Here is a 13,272-nt window from a genome sequence, read left to right as displayed (position 1 = left end):
CGCCGCCGGGAGAACGCGCTCGAACCGAGGGCTCGCGTGCGCCAACATCGCTGGCGGAGCGGTCTCGCGCTGGGCGGCCGGGCGCCGATCGGGCGCGCGGCGAGAGCACGCGAAACGCCACTGCCGACTCGACCTACGGAACCAGCACGCAGGGGCTCACTAACGCCCGCACCCGGATCGTGGGCGACAGGCAGGGCTTCAGCGCCGACATCGTCGTGCTGATCGTGCGGCTAGGGCGCCGGCTCGCCCTCGTCTTCAGCCGGGGAGTCGAGGTGGCCTCGAGCGTGGTCACCCCGGTCGGCTGGGCACTGCTGATTCTCACCCCCGCCTGCCTCGTGGCGGGCTATGCGCTCGGTTGGGTCGAGCTCGTCACGGTCGGATTCGCGCTCGTCGTCATCCTGATCCTGGCGGTCGTCACGGCCATCGGTCGCAGCGTCTTCACGATCGCTCTCGATCTGCCTCACAGCCGGGTGGCTGTGGGCGATGAGGCCTCCGGTCGGGTGACGGTGAGCAATCCGACGAGGCGCCGCGTGCTCGGGATCACCGTCGAGATTCCGATCGGCGCCGGTCTCGTGGAGCTCACCCTCCCGGGCCTGCGCGGTGGTGAATCGGTCGACGAGACTTTCGAGGTGCCGACGAACAAGCGCGGGGTCATTCCCGTGGGGCCGGTTCGCACGGTTCGCGGAGATCCGATCGGCCTCGTCCGCCGCGAGCTCGACTGGACCGACGTCGTCGAGTTGTTCGTCCACCCGCGCACCATCGGCATTCCGTCGACGAGCACCGGGCTGATCCGTGACCTCGAGGGCAGTCCGACCCGCGACCTCTCGCCGAGCGATATCTCGTTCCATGCCCTTCGCGAATACCTTCCGGGCGACGACCGCCGCCACATCCATTGGAAGTCCAGCGCCCGCGCGGGCACCTACATGGTGCGGCAATTCGAAGAGACACGTCGCAGCCACATCGTGATCGCCCTGAGCCTCGCTAACGCCGACTTCGCCACCGAGGAGGAGTTCGAGCTCGGCGTCGGCGTGGCGGCGTCACTCGGGGTGCGCGCGATTCGCGACGCCCGGGAGGTCTCGGTGGTCGTGTCGGAGCGGACCCCCGAGTTCGCGAAGCGGAAGACCCTGGCCGTCCGTCCGCTGTCGACTCTCACCCCGACCCGTCTCCTCGACGATCTCTCGCTGGTGGCCTACTCCGAGGCCGCGCTCGGAATCTCGGACGTCGCTCGGGTGACGGGGGAGCAGGTCGCCGGCATCTCGGTCGCGTTCCTCGTGGTCGGCTCGACGACGGGTATCGGTGAGTTGCGCGCAGCCGCTTCGGCGTTCCCGGCGGGCGTCGAGACGGTGGCGATCGTCTGCGATCCCGAGACGGTTCCCGGCCTTCGCCGCGTCGCCGACATGACCGTGTTGACGGTCGGCTACCTCGAAGACCTGCAGAAGTCACTCGCACGGACGGTGGCGTCATGACCGTCGTCGACCGGAGAGAAACACCGACGACTGGATCGACGGCCCGCGGGCCGGGGCTCCGCCCGCGATCCACCCGGCCGAAGATCCGCACCGGTTTCGCCCTGGCCCAGACAGCCCTCTATTTCGTCGTCATGGTGGCGGCTAGCGCCACCCTCTGGCCCATCTACCGCAGCAGCGCCTTCCTGATCCTGCTCGTCGGCGGCTTCGCGCTCGGGGCGACCATCGCTCTCGCCGGTCTTTTTCTGCGGTTGGCGAGCATCTGGATCCTCGCGCTTCTGATCGTGGCGTTCGGGGTCTTCGGGGTCGCACTCGCGGTGCCGAACCAAGCGCTCTACGGGGTGATCCCGAGCGTCGACGGTCTGCGTGAGCTGGTCGGGGGCGTCGCGCTCGGCTGGAAGCAGCTGCTGACCATCACGCTCCCGGTGGGTGACTATCAGGCCCTGCTGGTCCCGGCTCTCGTGCTCGTGCTCGCCGGGACGACCGTGGGGCTCAGCACGGCGTTCCGCAGCCGCCGCGCCGAGCTCGCGCTCGTGCCGCCCGTGCTGATCTATCTGGTGGGCATCGTCCTCGGTCCGCGCGAGCCCCTTCTGCCCCTGGTGACCGGACTGGTGCTGCTCGCGGTGTCGGTGCTTTGGATCGTCTGGTGGAGGCTCCGCCGGCGGCGCCTGGCCATCGAACTGCTGACACGGGGAACGACTGCCGGCCGCCAGAGGCCATCCGGAGGTGAGGCTCGCGGTCGGTCCGGTCACGGCGCCGTGGCACGCCGTGCCGTCGCCGGAACGCTGCTGACTCTCGTCGTCGCGACCGCCGCGGGAGCGGCTGTGACCGGCGCAATCGGTCCGAAGTCGTCGCGCTGGGTCGCCCGCGACGCCGTGCAGACGCCTTTCGATCCGCGCGACTACGTGAGCCCCCTCAGCGGATTCCGCGCCTACGAGCAGTCCGCCGAGGCCGACACACCCCAGATCACGGTTACCGGTCTCGGAGCGGACGGTTTCGTCAGGATCGCCACTCTCGACACCTACGACGGCGTGCAGTACTCGGTCGGCAGCGACGAAGTCTCGACCGCTTCGGGCACCTTCACGCGCGTGCCCACGTCGATCGATCAGGCTCAGGTCAGGGGCCGCCAGGTCACGATCGATGTAGCCGTCGACGGCTACACGGGTGTCTGGGTTCCGACCGTGGGCAAGCTGGAGTCGATCGATTTCAGCGGCTCGAGAAGTACTGCTCTTCGAGACGCGTTCTTCTACAACGACACCACGGGCACCGCCGCCGTGCTCGGCGGGCTCGCACAAGACGACTCGTATCGGCTCACTGCCGTCGAGCCGCAACAGCCCTCGCGAGCGGCGCTCCAGTCGTTGACCCCCGGCGACGCCACTGTGCCTGCGCCGACGAAGGTGCCCTCGGCACTCACGGCCGCCCTCGAGTCGTACGTCGACGGGGTTCAGGGGCAGGGCCCACGCCTGCAGGCGGCCCTCGACGGCCTGAAGAAGAACGGGTACGTGAGTCACGGCGTCGGGGCCGACGAACCCGCCAGCCTCTCGGGCCACGGAGCCGACCGACTCACCCGCCTCTTTACAGACAACCTGATGATCGGCGACGGTGAGCAATACGCCGCGGCAGCCGCGCTGATGGCCGACGAACTCGGGTTCCCCGCGCGGGTGGTGCTGGGATTCGCCGGCTCGTCATCGACGGGCGGCACGTCCACCTTCACAGGATCCGACATCACAGCTCATATCGAGGTCGACACCGCCCAGTACGGCTGGGTCTCGCTCGACCCGAACCCGGAACCCCGCGAGATCCCGAAAGACCAGCAGGTCGATCCGAACCAGGTCTCGCGACCCCAGTCGGTGATTCAGCCACCCCAGCAAGAGGCCGACCCGCCGAACGATCAGACCCAACCGCAGAGCCGCCAGGACAGCCCCACCGATCCACCGGCCTGGATCGCCCTCCTGGTCGCCGCCGGCCGCATCGCCGGCTGGGCCGCCCTCATAGCAGGCCTGGTGATGTCGCCGTTCCTCGCGATCGTCGCGGTCAAGGGGCGTCGACGGGTGCGGCGGCGCCGGGCCCGTGACCCTGGCGTCCGCATGACCCACGGATGGCAGGAGTACCACGACGCCGTCGTCGACCACGGCATCCCCACCCCGAGCGCCGCCACTCGAAGCGAGGTCGCGGCGGCGGTCGGCAGCACCCGCGCCGGTGTTCTCGCTCGCGTGGTCGACCGGGCCGTCTTCGCTCCCGAGCCGCCGTCCGCGCCCGACGCGGATCGCGTCTGGAAGGCGGTCGGCGAGATGCGCACTCATCTCGATACGGGCCTCACTCGCTGGCAACGATTCCGGGCCGCGGTCTCGACGAGGTCGCTCCGTGGATACCATGGCCGGAAGCCTTTCAAGCGTTAGGGATCACTCACCACACATGCGTTGCCCCACCTGCTCGAGCCCGCTGCCCGACGGAGCCATGTTCTGCGGCCAGTGCGGTCGTGCCATCACCGCGGCCGATTGGGCTGCATTCCGTGCCGTGGCTCCGGTCGAGCAGGCGCCGGTGGCAGAACCCCCGCGCCGCCCCTGGGTGTTGCAGGAGCCCCAGGCCACCGCTGTTCCGGCCGGCACACCCTGGTGGCTCGACAGCGAGCGCGGGGGCGGGGCGCCCAAAGACGGTGTTCCTGATGACAGCGGGCCCGAAGGCGGCGCTCCTGAAGACAGCGAATCGGGAGACGACGAGACGCCCCGGCGCCCCGACGAGAACGGGTCGAGGATCCCGCAGGGTCACCGAAACAACGAACCTCTCGCCGGCGAGGCGCGGGCTGACCGGCCGCGTGCCGCCGCGTCGGCAAGCGCGGAGCGGTCCGACACGGGCGCGGTGCGCCCGGCGTCCGTGCCGCTGTGGACGGCGTCGGTGACTCCGATCACGGTTGACCCCGCGATCAAAGCGGATGCCCGCCCCACCCCGACCAGACAGGACTCGATCGACGAAGCCGACGTCGACGGCTCACTCCCCGCTGCCGCGCACACCGACGACGCTCCTGCGGTGGTCGATGACGCAGCCTCTGTGCAATCGCCCGCCGATGATGCTCAGGTCGAGGTCGCCGACGTCGCACCTGCGGTGGCGGTCGAGCCGGTGCTCGAGGATGAGTCGTCGGATCCTGAGCCCCTGGCCGCTCCGCCCGGCGTTGACGTGGCTGCCGTCGAGGGCGATACCAACGTGATCGCCCCGCTCGTTGCGCCGACAACAGCGCGCGAATCGGCCGGCGCCGTGTGCTCGGACTGCGGCGCACCCCTGCACCAGGGCGATATCTTCTGTGGCGAGTGCGGGGCCGTGGTGCAGTCTGTAGCCGCCTCCTTCACCGGACCCATCGTGCCGATCACCGGCACTGCTGCGGCACCATCGAGTGGACGGACCCCGTCGGAACGCCCCCTGCCAGAAGGCGCTCAGCCGGGACGCCCGCAGCCGGGTGAGACGCACGAAGCCCCTCCGGCCCCACGGTCGGCTCCGCTGACCCCGACGCCCTTGCCGTCGCCGGTCGAGGTGTCTCCGCCCTTCGTGCCTGATCCTGTTCCCGCGCCCAAGCGACGACGCCTCTTCGGTCGTCGACAGCCGAGCGAAGCGCCGCAGTTGTGGTCGTCGTCGTCGCCAGCTGCGACCACGCAACCCACGTCCGATCCTTCGGCTCCTACTGCCGCCCCCGTCGAGCCAATTAGGCACGCGGGAACTCCCACGCACTCTGCTCCGACGGCTGCGCGCCACACGCCGCCCGCCTCGTCGCCGGAGGTACCCCCTGTCCGCGTCGGCGATGTGCCCGAGGCCCTGGTCGATCGGCCCGTCAGCCCTCCGCAACCGCCGGTGCGTGCAGCCGAACCCGAGGCCCCTGCGGCGAGCCGCCCGGCGGAATCGGCAGTGCCGACCGTCGCCCCCGCGCCGCAGCCCTCGCCGTCGGCCGCGCCCTGGGCCGTGACCCTCGGCGCGCCGGCCGACGACGTCGAGAGCACTCGCATCGTGCCGCGTCGCGAGGTGGGGGAGTCGTTCATCCTCCAGTTCTCGACGGGCGAGAGTTTCACGGTTCAGGGAAGCGGCCTTGTCGGACGAGCCCCGACGCCGCAGCCGGGCGAGGCGATCGAGCTGCTCGTGCGGATCCTCGATCCCGGCCGCTCGGTCTCGAAAACGCACCTCGAATTCGGCCAGGACGACGGCCACCTGTGGGTCGCCGATCGCTGGTCGGGCAACGGCACGATCGTGAAGGCGCCGTCGCAGGGGGTCCGTCGGGCCGAGCCGGGCAAGCGGGTTCGCGTGCCCCGGGGCACGCGGGTCGAAATCGGCGAGCAGTTCTTCATCGTGAGCTGAGACGGGCTGCGAGCGCGACTCGCTGGTCACGATCACGACTTTCTGGGCGCGGGCCCGAGTCGCCGGGCGTCACTTCGTCTCCACAGACGAGGATCCGAGACCGACTCACCACAGATCCCCGCATCCACGTCTGCCGAGGTGTCGCGACGGCTTGACTCGACGTATGAGCCACGTCCACCTCACCGCACCGCAGCCTCCGCCGGGTGCTCCGGCGCCGTCCTTCCCCATCGTCGCTTCCGCGGCCCTAGGCCTCCTGCTTGCACTCACTCTGGCGCTCTCGCCTCCGACGCCGATGCTCGCGGTCGGCATGGGCGTGGTCGCACTCGCCGCCGTCGCGGAGGTACTCGTTCGCGGGGCGCTGCGAGAGCGGCGTCGACGCGACGGGATGGCCGCAGCGCGGCTCGACTTCGAAAGGCGTCTTGACGAGGCGATGGCCGAGGAGCTCGCTGGGCTCGATCGGGGCTGCGATCCTCCTCGGGCGAGGAGCGCGGTCGTGGGGTCGGGAGCGGTCGTGAGCGCGGTGCAGGTCGGGGGTGAGGCGGCTCCGCGGATCCTTGAGAGGGCCCCTCTCATTGCGTCAGCGACGCAAGTGCGCCTGTTCGCCCCTCCGGCACTCAGTGCGCTGCTGTCGTCCGTGGTCCGGCTCGGGGCCGAGACTCTCGTCGAGGTCTCACCGCCGGTGGCAGCTCTCGGTCTGACTGTGCCGCCGGAGACGGTCGATGTCTGGGTCGGGCCCGACGGCATCGCCTGCGTGCGTGCAGCGGGGGAGTGCGGTGGCGCCTGGACCGCCCTTGAGCTCGTGGCCGTCGCACAGCCCCGGGCCGACCGACCAGCTCACCCCGACCAGTCACGCCTGGGGAGCACCGCGTGACGCAGCATCGCAGTTCAGCAGTTCATCAGCTCAGCAGCTCAGCCGCGCAAATCGGCCTCGTGCGTCAGTTGCGCAGCCGCGCGAATCAGCCACGCATCCCTGCAAGCGCCGCGCCGGCCCGAATCCCGCCGACCACGACGCCGCCGCCGGTCACGCGCTCCAGCGTCTGGTCGAGCACGCGATCGACGGCGTCCGATGCGACGGCCCCTTCGGCTTCGAGCAGGCTCAGTCCTGCGAGTGTCCCGGCCCGGAGGTTGCCGTCGAGCACCTTCACGGCGACGGCGAGCCCCTCACGGCTTCCCATGATCATGACTCCCTCGGCACCCAGCTTCGCGAACAGGCCGGTCTCGTCGATCGTGACGGTGTTCGCGCGGCCTTCGCCGTCGAGGGCCCAGGCGTCGTCGAACACGGCGCGAACCAGATGGCCCGCCAGAGGGTCGTCGTCGGTATCGGCCGACCGCACCAGACGAGCAACGGCCCCCGCGAGCCCTGTGAGCGTCGCCGCGAACACGGGTGCACCGCAGCCGTCGACACCGGCGTGATCGACCGTCTCGCCGAGATAGTCGGCGACCGTCTCGCGGGCAGCCACCTGCAGCGGGTGGTCGAGGTCGTCGTACGAGCGCGGGTCCCAGCCGTTCTCAGCACAGGCGAGGAGAAAGCCGGCGTGCTTGCCACTGCAGTTCATGAAGATGCGTCGCTTGCCGCTCGCCGTCCGGGCGGTGTCGCGATCGTACGGCCAGTCGGGCGGGCACAGCAGGTCGTCTTCGGTGGCACCGATCCGGGCCAGCATGCCCTCGACGACGGCCTGGTGACGCGGCGTCCCGGCATGGCTGGCGGTCGAAAGCACGGCCTCCGGCCCGTCCAGTCGCACGCCCGACCGCAGCACGGCGAGAGCCTGAAAAGGCTTGAGGCACGAGCGCGGATAGATCGACGCGGCGGCATCACCGAGCGTTCGCACGATCCGCCCTGACGAGTCGACCACGGCGGCGGCGCCGATGTGGCGACTCTCGGCCATGCCGGAGCGCTCGAGCACCGCGAGCTCCACGCTTCCCGACACCTCCAGCGGATGACGCGACGTGGCGGGCTTCGGATCCTGGTGCTCGTGACTCATGAGGCCGAGTGTAACTTTGACGGCATGATCGACCACACCTACGCGCTGCACACCGTCTGGACGGGCAATCGCGGCGAGGGAACCCGCGACTACCGCTCGTACGGGCGCGATCACACGCTGACCGTGACGGGCAAGCCCGAGATCCTCGGGTCGGCCGACAAGCCGTTCCGCGGCGACGTCGATCGCTGGAACCCCGAAGAGATGCTTCTCGGCGCCCTGTCGCAGTGCCACCTGCTGAGCTACCTCTGGGTGTGCACGACGGTCGACGTCGTCGTCACCGGCTACGTCGACGACGCCACCGGCACGATGGTGCAGACGTCCGACGGGGGCGGGCACTTCACCGAGGTCGTGCTGCATCCGACGGTCACGGTGGCCGAGGAGTCGATGGTCGAGCGGGCGCGAGAGGCGCACCGGGAGGCGTCGGCAAAGTGCTTCATCGCCGCCTCGATGAACTTCCCGGTGCGCCACGAACCCACCGTCGTCGTGGCGAACGCTCAGCTTCCCGCCTGAAAGCTCAGCGACACTGGCTGGCGATGCCCAGACTCTCTGCCTTCGCCGCTCTCGCTCTCGTTCCCGCTGTCGCCGTCGCCCTGGCTGGCTGCTCAGGATCCCCGAGCACCTCTGCCACCTCGACGTCGACCCCGAACCCCTCGTCGACCGCTGCCGCCGAGACCCAGTCGTCGTGCGCGGCGCCCTCCGCGGGTACTGCGTCGAAGTCGGTCAAGGTCACCGGGAAGCTCGACGCCGCTCCCACCGTGAAGTTCGACAAGGGCCTGTCGGTCACGTCGACCCAGCGGTCGACCGTGATCGAAGGATCCGGTGAGAAGGCCCTTACCGGCACCCTCCTCGACGTCGCCTTCACCATCTACGACGCCGAGACCGGCAAGAAGATCTCGACCGCCGGCTATTCGGGCTCCGCGGCCACCCAGTTCACGGTCTCGAAAGACCTCTACCTCGCGGGCCTCGTCGACGGCATGCACTGCGCCCAGGTCGGTTCCCGCACCGTGACGGTCGCCGACTCGGCCGACATGTTCGGCACGACCGGCAACGAGTCGCTCGGCGTCGCTGCCGGCGACGACATGGTCATCGTGATGGACATCCTGTCCAAGGTGCCGACGAAGGCGACCGGCACGACCGTGGCGCCGAAGAGCGGATTCCCGGCCGTGAAGCTGGCGGCCGACGGCAAGCCGACGGTCACGATTCCCAAGACGACGGCGCCGAAGTCGCTCAAACTCGAGGTGCTCAAGAAGGGCGACGGCGCCACGGTCAAGAGCGGCGCGACGGTTACCGTGCAGTACCAGGGCACACTCTGGCGCACCGGCGAGGTGTTCGACCAGAGCTGGGGGAGCGGGCCCACCTCGTTCTCGACCGACAAGGTGGTCGCCGGTTTCAAGAAAGCCATCGTCGGTCAGACGATCGGATCGCAGGTCGTCGTGATCGTGCCGCCGAGCGAGGGCTACGGCTCGGCCGGAAACACGACCGCGGGCATCAAGGGAACCGACACGCTCGTCTTCGTGGTCGACATCCTCGCGCAGGGCTGATCACCTCGGCCTGAGGGCCAGACGGATTTCTCGACACCGGTTTCCGACGCGAACACCGCCCAATGACGGTGCCGAGACCGAAAGACGGTGCCAAGACCGAAAGATGGTGCCGAGACCGAAAGACGGGCCGACCAGCCGCCCGCAATAGGCTGACTGCATGCGACGCGTCACCGTTCTCGGATCCACCGGCTCCATCGGGGTCCAGGCCCTCGAAGTCATCGAAGCCAACCCGCACCTGTTCGAGATCGTCGGTCTCTCCGCCGGCACGAACGCCGAGCTGCTGGCCGAGCAGGCGGCGAAGTTCGGTGTCGAGCACACTGCTCTCGGCACCGACGAGTCGGTGGCTCTCGTCCACGACGTCGAGACCGACGTCGTGCTGAACGGCATCACGGGCTCGGTCGGGCTCGGTCCGACCCTGGCCGCTCTCGAATCGGGGGCGACTCTCGCCCTGGCGAACAAGGAGAGCCTCATCGTCGGCGGCGACCTCGTCCAGGCGAAGGCGGCACCCGGTCAGCTCGTTCCCGTCGACTCCGAGCACTCCGCGATCGCGCAGGCACTCCGTTCGGGCACGCAGCAGGAGGTCCGCCGCCTGGTCTTGACGGCGTCGGGCGGCCCGTTCCGCGGGCGGACCCGCGACCAACTCAAAGACGTCACACCGCGAGAAGCCCTCGCTCACCCCACCTGGGACATGGGCCTCGTCGTCACCACCAACTCGTCCACCCTCGTAAACAAGGGTCTCGAGGTGATCGAGGCGCACCTGCTGTTCGACATCGACTACGACCGGATCGACGTCACGGTGCATCCCCAGTCGATCGTCCACTCGATGGTCGAGTTCGTCGACGGCTCCACGATCGCCCAGGCGTCGCCGCCCGACATGCGCCTGCCGATCGCTCTCGGCATGGCCTGGCCCGACCGCGTGCCGGGCGTCGGCAGGCCCCTCGACTGGACGACCGCCTCGGAGTGGACGTTTGCGCCCCTCGACTCCGTCGCGTTCCCCTCGGTCGACCTGGCCAAACAGGTCGGCCGTGCCGGGGCGACATTTCCGGCCGTCTTCAACGCCGCCAACGAGCAAGCCGTGCTCGCCTTCCACGCCGGCCGCATCGGCTATCTCGACATCCTCGACACCATCCGGGCGGTGGTCGACCTGCACGAGCCGGCGGAGCTGACGCTCGAGGGTGTGCTCGATGCCGAGCGCTGGGCTCGAGCGGCGGCGGACCGGATCCTCGGCTCCCGCTAGCTCGGGTCCCAAGACCGAAGGATCCGCCGACCCGCCGCGAGGCACAGCGACCTTGCGGCTCGTTCATGCCTTCCGTCCCGTACTGTGCCCTACGTGGAAACAGTCCTGCTCTATATCGTCGGCATCCTGATCGTCGTCGTCGGCCTCATCGTGTCGATCGGCTTGCACGAGATCGGCCACCTCATTCCGGCGAAGGCGTTCGGCGTGAAGGTGGGCCAGTACATGATCGGCTTCGGGCCGACTATCTTCTCGCGCACGAAGGGCGAGACCGAGTACGGGGTCAAGGCGATCCCCCTCGGCGGCTACATCTCGATGTCGGGCATGTTCCCGCCGCAGAAGACCGCCGAGGTCGCGGAAGACGCCCTCGGCGCACCGGGTGAGCGGCATCGGGTCGCGGCGGGTCGCACCGCCACGACCGGCGTCTTCCAGACTCTGGTGCAGGACGCCCGCACGGCAAGCGCCGAGACCGTCGACGAGGGGGAGGAGCAGCGCACCTTCTACCGGCTCGCCGTGCCGAAGCGAATCGTCATCATGCTCGGTGGGCCCGTCATGAACCTGCTCATCGCCGTCGTTCTGTTCGCCGTCGTGCTCTGCGGCATCGGCACGCAGCAGCCGACGACCACGGTGGGCTCGGTCTCGGCGTGCGTGCTGCCGGCCGGGTCGACCGAGACGACGTGCCCCGCGGGTGCCACCCAGTCGCCCGGGGCCGCTGCTGGCATTCGGGCGGGCGACCGGATCCTGAGCATCGACGGCACTGCCGTCTCGAGCTGGGATCAGTCGACGTCGATCATCCAGAAGTCGTCGGGCCAGACGGTCGACATGGTCGTGCTTCGCGACGGCGCGCGGGAGACGCTCGAGATCACCCCGCTGCTGACGAAACGCTACGTGACCGACGCGAATGGCAACTACGTCACCGACTCGTCGGGGGCGAAAGAGACCGAGGAGGTCGGGTTCGTCGGCATCGGCTCGGTCTACGAGCGGCAGCAGTCACCCGTGTCGGCCGTGCTGCCGGCAGTCGGCAGCAACATCGCCAATGTCGGCCACCTGATTCTCAACCTGCCGCAGCGCCTGATCGGAGTGGCGCAGGCGGCATTCGGCGGCGGAGAGCGCGACCCCAACGGCCCGGTCAGCGTCGTGGGCGTCGGCCGTATGGCCGGCGACGTGGCGAGCCTCAACTCGGTGCCCGTGCTCGACCGCGCAAGCGTGCTGGTGGGTCTGCTCGCCTCGCTGAACGTCGCGCTCTTCGTCTTCAACCTGATCCCGCTCATGCCGCTCGACGGCGGCCATGTCGCGGGAGCCATCATCGAGGGCGTGCGTCGCTTCTTCGCGAAGCTCTTCGGACGCAAGGATCCGGGGCCCGTCGATACGGCCAAGGTGATCCCCCTGACCTTCGCCGTGGTCGCCATCCTCGGTGCCATGAGCCTGCTGCTCTTCTACGCTGACATCGTCAACCCGATCTCGATCGGCTGAGCGTTCGAGAGACCGGCCTCGCCGTCGAGCCGATTGTCGGGCGTCGGGCTTACGATGTGAAACGTGCCTGCAGTCAATCTCGGAATGCCCAAAATCCCCGAAACCCTTGCCCCGCGTCGTAAGACGCGTCAGATCAAGGTCGGCAAGGTGCTCGTCGGTGGCGGCGCCCCCGTCAGCGTCCAGTCGATGTGTACGACCCCGACGACGAACATCAACGCGACGCTCCAGCAGATCGCCGAGCTGACGGCCTCCGGGTGCGACATCGTGCGTGTCGCCGTGCCGAGCCGTGACGACGCCGAAGCGCTGCCGATCATCGCGAAGAAGAGCAACATCCCGGTGATCGCCGACATCCACTTCCAGCCCAACTACGTCTACGCGGCGATCGACGCCGGGTGCGCCGCAGTTCGCGTCAACCCGGGCAACATCCGCAAGTTCGACGACCAGGTCGGCAAGATCGCCGCTGCCGCCAAGGCCGCTGGCGTCTCGATCCGCATCGGCGTCAACGCCGGTTCGCTCGAGCCGAGCCTCATGCAGAAATACGGTCGCGCGACCCCCGAGGCGCTCGTCGAGAGCGCTGTGTGGGAGGCAAGTCTCTTCGAAGAGCACGACTTCCACGACTTCAAGATCTCGGTCAAGCACAACGACCCCATCGTCATGGTCAAGGCCTACCGCCTGCTCGCCGAGCGAGGCGACTGGCCGCTTCACCTCGGTGTCACCGAGGCCGGCCCGTCGTTCCAGGGCACCATCAAGAGCGCGACCGCCTTCGGCATCCTCCTCTCGGAGGGCATCGGAGACACCATCCGCGTCTCGCTGAGCGCTCCGCCCGCCGAAGAGGTCAAGGTCGGTCTGCAAATCCTTCAGTCGCTCAACCTGCGCGAGCGCAAGCTCGAGATCGTCAGCTGCCCCAGCTGCGGTCGCGCTCAGGTCGACGTCTACAAGCTCGCCAACGACGTCACCGATGGCCTCGAGGGCATGACCGTGCCGCTCCGCGTCGCCGTCATGGGCTGCGTCGTCAACGGTCCGGGCGAGGCGCGCGACGCCGACCTCGGTGTGGCTTCGGGCAACGGCAAGGGCCAGATCTTCGTCAAGGGCGAGGTCATCGCGACGGTCCCTGAAGACCAGATCGTCGAGACGCTCATCCGCGAGGCCAACCGTCTCGCCGCCGAGATGCCCCCGGGTGAGCTCGGTTCGCCGGAGGTCATCACCGCGTGACCGACGCCGCGACGACCACTCCCGAGTCT

At 69.1% G+C, this 13,272-nt stretch carries 10 protein-coding genes; 9 read left to right on the top strand and 1 reads right to left on the bottom strand.

Going from position 1 to position 13,272, the window contains the following annotated elements; translation table 11 throughout:
• Positions 1-179: 179 nt before the first annotated feature.
• The 4 genes from VH571_RS07890 (at position 180) to VH571_RS07875 (ending at position 6,672) form a co-directional block, all read left to right on the top strand.
• Positions 180-1,466, top strand: a complete 1,287-nt coding sequence (locus tag VH571_RS07890) for a DUF58 domain-containing protein (protein WP_423264054.1) — start codon at positions 180-182, stop codon at positions 1,464-1,466.
• On the top strand, positions 1,463-3,862 hold the full coding sequence (locus tag VH571_RS07885) for a transglutaminaseTgpA domain-containing protein (RefSeq protein ID WP_423264053.1): 2,400 nt from the start codon (positions 1,463-1,465) through the stop codon (positions 3,860-3,862). The genes VH571_RS07890 and VH571_RS07885 overlap by 4 nt, the downstream gene beginning before the upstream one ends.
• 16 nt (positions 3,863-3,878) lie before the next feature.
• Entirely contained in the window at positions 3,879-5,801 is a 1,923-nt protein-coding gene (locus tag VH571_RS07880) for a zinc-ribbon domain-containing protein (protein WP_423264052.1), read from the top strand.
• 163 nt (positions 5,802-5,964) lie between these two features.
• Positions 5,965-6,672, top strand: a complete 708-nt coding sequence (locus VH571_RS07875; RefSeq protein WP_423264051.1) for a hypothetical protein — start codon at positions 5,965-5,967, stop codon at positions 6,670-6,672.
• An 85-nt stretch (positions 6,673-6,757) separates the two neighbouring features.
• Here VH571_RS07875 and VH571_RS07870 read toward each other — a convergent pair whose 3' ends face one another.
• The gene (locus VH571_RS07870) at positions 6,758-7,783 is read right to left on the bottom strand and encodes an asparaginase (protein ID WP_423264050.1); all 1,026 of its coding nucleotides are present in this window, start codon (positions 7,781-7,783) and stop codon (positions 6,758-6,760) included.
• A gap of 24 nt (positions 7,784-7,807) precedes the next feature.
• On the opposite strand from VH571_RS07870, the gene VH571_RS07865 reads away from it, so the two are divergent.
• The 5 genes from VH571_RS07865 (at position 7,808) to ispG (ending at position 13,243) form a co-directional block, all read left to right on the top strand.
• Positions 7,808-8,293 carry an OsmC family protein gene (locus tag VH571_RS07865; protein ID WP_423264049.1) on the top strand — a complete coding sequence of 162 codons (486 nt, stop codon included), beginning with the start codon at positions 7,808-7,810 and terminating at the stop codon, positions 8,291-8,293.
• A gap of 23 nt (positions 8,294-8,316) precedes the next feature.
• On the top strand, positions 8,317-9,324 hold the full coding sequence (locus VH571_RS07860) for an FKBP-type peptidyl-prolyl cis-trans isomerase (RefSeq protein WP_423264048.1): 1,008 nt from the start codon (positions 8,317-8,319) through the stop codon (positions 9,322-9,324).
• Positions 9,325-9,481: 157 nt separating this feature from the next.
• Entirely contained in the window at positions 9,482-10,561 is a 1,080-nt protein-coding gene (gene dxr, locus VH571_RS07855; protein ID WP_423264047.1) for a 1-deoxy-D-xylulose-5-phosphate reductoisomerase, read from the top strand.
• Between the two features lie 93 nt (positions 10,562-10,654).
• Complete coding sequence (locus VH571_RS07850) at positions 10,655-12,031, top strand: M50 family metallopeptidase (RefSeq protein ID WP_423264046.1); 1,377 nt, start codon at positions 10,655-10,657, stop codon at positions 12,029-12,031.
• Between the two features lie 63 nt (positions 12,032-12,094).
• Positions 12,095-13,243, top strand: a complete 1,149-nt coding sequence (gene ispG, locus VH571_RS07845) for a flavodoxin-dependent (E)-4-hydroxy-3-methylbut-2-enyl-diphosphate synthase (protein ID WP_194604263.1) — start codon at positions 12,095-12,097, stop codon at positions 13,241-13,243.
• Positions 13,244-13,272 lie beyond the last annotated feature (29 nt).

This window comes from Frondihabitans sp. 4ASC-45 (genome assembly GCF_049472575.1).
GTDB lineage: Bacteria > Actinomycetota > Actinomycetes > Actinomycetales > Microbacteriaceae > Frondihabitans.
The sequence above is the reverse complement of the archived record's forward strand: the minus strand, read 5'-3'. Positions and strand labels throughout refer to the sequence as shown.